The following is a 3,931-nucleotide window of genomic DNA, read 5'->3' as shown; positions in this document are numbered from 1 at the left end:
CGGCAGCTCGGCCCGGCGCTGCATCGCTGGGCGCAGGGCGGCGGCCACGGCACCTACGATTTCGGCCTCACGGTCGGCCCGCTCGATGCCCACGGCACGGGCAGCTTCGGCTTCGATGCCGGCACCCAGCCGAAGGGAAGGCTGCATCTCGTCGCCGACGGACTCGGCGCCGCCCTCGGCGCGCTCTCGACGCATTATCCCTCCCTCACCGGCGACATCAGCGCCCTGACCACCGCCGCCGCGCCCTATTTCACCCGCGGGCCGAAGGGCGGCCAGCGCCTCGCGGTCGATTTCGTCCTCGCCCATGGCGCCGTTTCGGCCAACGGCACGAAGCTCACCACGGTCCCGCCGCTGGTCTGGCCCGCATCCCCGCAAGCGGTGCCCGGAAAGGCGGCGCCGAAGGGCTGAGGAGAATGGACACCGAGCCCGAGGACGAAGCCGCCACGCTCAGCCCGAGCCAGATGCGCCTGACCGCGCTGATCGTCGCCACCGCGCTGTTCATGCAGAATCTCGACGGCACGATCGTCGCCACCGCCCTGCCGGCGATGGCGAAGAGCTTCCACGCCGACCCGCTGCACATGAGCCTGGCGCTCACCTCCTACCTGCTGTCGCTCGCGATCTTCATCCCCGCCTCCGGCTGGTTCGCCGACCGCTTCGGCAGCCGCACGGTCTTCCGCGCCGCGATCCTGGTCTTCACCATCGGCTCCATCCTCTGCGGCCTGTCGCAGAGTCTCGGCCAACTCATCGCCGCGCGCATCTTCCAGGGGCTCGGCGGCGCCATGATGGTGCCGGTCGGCCGGCTGCTGCTGCTGAAATCCGTCCGCCGGCGCGACATGATCGCGGCCACCTCCTGGCTCACCATGCCGGCGCTGCTCGGCCCGATCATCGGCCCGCCGCTCGGCGGCTTCATCGTCACCTATCTCTCCTGGCGCTGGACCTTCGACATCAACGTTCCCATCGGCCTGATCGGCATCGTCGCCGTCACCCTCCACGTCCGCGAGGTGAAGGACGCCGAGCACGCCGGCCGGCTCGACATTGCCGGCCTCGTCTGGAGCGGCCTCGCCATGGCGTTGCTGATGTCCGGCTTCGAGACGATCGGCCGCGGACTCATCCCGCTCGGCTGGAGCCTCGGCTGCTTCGCCGCCGGCGCCGTCGCCTCGCTCGCCTACTGGCGCCATGCCCGCCGCCACCCGCACCCGATCCTCGATCTCACGCTGATGCGGATCGACACCTTCGCCAATTCCACCATCGCCGGCAGCTTCTTCCGCGTCCTCGCCGGCGCGATGCCCTTCCTGCTGCCGCTGATGCTCCAGCTCGGCTTCGGCGATTCGGCGGCGAAATCCGGCACCATCACCTTCGCCGCGGCGGTCGGCGCGCTGGCGATGAAGCCGCTCGCCGAGCCGATCCTCCGCCGCCTCGGCTTCCGCGTGGCGATGATGCTGTTCGGCGGCCTCGCCGTGGTCTTCACCGCCGCCTGCGCCGCCTTCCGCCCCGGCTGGCCCGAACTCGCGCTCGATGCCGTGCTGCTGGTCGGCGGCGTGTTCCGCTCCCTCCAGTTCACCGCCCTCAACACCATCGCCTATGCCGACGTGCCGCGCAGCCGCATGAGCGCCGCCACCAGCTTCTACGCCACCTTCCAGCAGATCACCCTCACCCTCGGCATCTCGGTCGCCGCCGGCGCGCTGGAATTCACCACGATCTTCGCCGGCCACGCCGAGCCCTCGATCGCCGATTACGGCTGGGCCTTCCTCATCGTCAGCGCGATCGGCGGACTCTCGGTGCCGGTCTGCGCCAGGCTCTCGCCCGCCGCCGGCGACGATGTCAGCGGCCATCACGCGCCGCCGCCCGCCGGCCCGGCGATTGACGCGAACCCGGCGGCGCGCCAGTAACGGGGCATCGCAAGCGGAAATGGATCTCCCATGATGGAAACCGGCAGCAGCATCGCGCTCGCGCGGCGGCTGTGGCGGCAACATGTCAGCGCCTATCGCGGTCGCGTCGCGCTCATCATCGTCGCCACGCTGATCATGTCGGGCACCACGGCGCTCTACCCCGCGCTGATCGACCGCGCCTTCACCATGTTCGCCCGGCGCGACCCGCGCATCCTCTACCAGGTGCCGCTGATCGTGCTCGCCGTCACCTTGGTCAAGGCGCTCGCCCAGTATGCCCAGACCCTGCTCACCCAGCAGGTCGTGCTCGGCACCATCCGCCGCCTGCAGGTCTCGATGTTCGATCATCTGACCGGCGCCGAACTCGCGCGGATCGACCGCGAGGCTCCCGCGGCGCTCGCCGCCCGCTTCACCACCGACGCCACCGTGATCCGCGAGGCGATGAGCCGCGCCGTGAACGGCATCGCCGATTTCTTCACGCTGATCGGCCTGGTCGGCACCATGCTGTGGATCGACTGGGAACTCAGCCTCATCGCCGCCCTGCTGTATCCGCTCGCCGGCCTGCCGATCCAGAAGATCGGCCGCCGCATCCGCCGCGCCTCGGGGGGCATGCAGGAGCGGATGGGCGAAACCGCCGCCCTGCTCAACGAAAGCTTCGCCCAGGCCCGCACCGTCCGCGCCTATGGCCTCGAGGAAGACGAGCGCCGACGGGCGGAGCGCGCCTTCGAGCATCTCTACCGCGCCCTGATGCGCATGATCCGCGGCCGCGCCGCGCTCGACCCGGTGCTCGAAGTCCTCGGCGGCCTCGCCATCGCCCTCGTCATCGGGTTCGCCGGCTGGCGGCACGCGGCGGGCGCCTCGGGCATCGGCAATTTCACCGGCTTCGTCGCCGCCCTGCTGATCGCCTCCCGCCCGCTGCGCGCCCTCGGCACGATGAACGCCGCGGTGCAGGAAGGCATGGCCGGGCTCGAACGCGTGTTCCATGTCATCGACGAACCCTCGGTCGTGGCCGACCGGCCCGATGCGGTCGAACTGCCGCCCGGTCCCGGCCGCGTCGAGTTCCGCCATGTCGGCTTCGCCTATCCGGATGGCCGGCCCGGCCTGCGCGATCTCTCCTTCGTCGCCGAACCCGGCCGCACCCTTGCCCTGGTCGGCGCGTCCGGCGCCGGCAAGTCGACGGCGCTTGCCCTGTTGCCCCGGCTCTACGAGGCCGATCGCGGCGCCATCCTGATCGACGGGGCCGACATTTCCGCCGTCTCCCTCGACTCCCTGCGCGGCGCGATCGCCTATGTCGGCCAGGATGCCCTGCTGTTCGACGACACGATCGCCGCCAATATCGCGATGGGCCGCAGGGGCGCCTCGATCGACGAAATCCGCGCCGCGGCCGAGGCGGCGGCGGCCGGCTTCATCGCGGACCTTCCCGAAGGATTCGAAACCCGCGTCGGCGTCAACGGCCAGCGCCTGTCGGGCGGCCAGCGCCAGCGCGTGGCCCTGGCCCGCGCCCTGCTGCGCGACCCGCGGATCCTGCTCCTCGACGAGGCGACCAGCGCGCTCGATGCCGAGAGCGAGGCCGCCGTGCAGCAAGCGCTCGCCCGACTGCGCCGCGGCCGCACCACCATCGTCGTCGCCCACCGCCTCGCCACCGTGCGCGACGCCGACCGCATCGTGGTGATGGCGGATGGCGCGGTGGTCGAGTCCGGCACGCATGAAGACCTCATCGCCGGCGATGGCGCCTTCGCCCGCCTCGTCCGCGCCCAGGCCCTCGCCGGCTAGTGTCCCGAAACTGAAATCCATCGGATTTCAGATTCAAAGTGGACACTGGAAAAAACAATAGTTTAGTGGCCTGCCCCTGAAATTCGTGGGTGAATTTCAGGGACAAGCAGGCCACTAGCGCCCTTTCCGATCCTTCCGGATCGGACCGGGACGCTCCTGGCTGCGGCAGCAAGACGCATGTGACGTCAGTTCAACTGACAATTTCCTTGCCCACCCGGCGCCATCCATGGTCTCTTCCCCCGGTGACAGCGCCCTCCGCCCCATCCCCCGGT

At 70.4% G+C, this 3,931-nt stretch carries 3 protein-coding genes; all 3 read left to right on the top strand.

Annotation, left to right across the window (positions count from 1 at the left end):
- Nucleotides 1-408: DUF2125 domain-containing protein (locus APM_RS14920; RefSeq protein WP_007424208.1), on the top strand; the 408-nt coding region annotated here is incomplete at its 5' end.
- A gap of 5 nt (nucleotides 409-413) precedes the next feature.
- The gene (locus APM_RS14915) at nucleotides 414-1,889 is read left to right on the top strand and encodes an MFS transporter (protein WP_007424209.1); all 1,476 of its coding nucleotides are present in this window, start codon (nucleotides 414-416) and stop codon (nucleotides 1,887-1,889) included.
- 30 nt (nucleotides 1,890-1,919) lie between these two features.
- On the top strand, nucleotides 1,920-3,659 hold the full coding sequence (locus APM_RS14910) for an ABC transporter ATP-binding protein (RefSeq protein ID WP_007424207.1): 1,740 nt from the start codon (nucleotides 1,920-1,922) through the stop codon (nucleotides 3,657-3,659).
- The last annotated feature ends 272 nt before the right edge of the window (nucleotides 3,660-3,931 follow it).

The organism is Acidiphilium sp. PM (assembly GCF_000219295.1).
GTDB classification, from domain to species: domain Bacteria; phylum Pseudomonadota; class Alphaproteobacteria; order Acetobacterales; family Acetobacteraceae; genus Acidiphilium; species Acidiphilium multivorum.
This window is presented reverse-complemented; position numbering and strand designations above follow the sequence as displayed.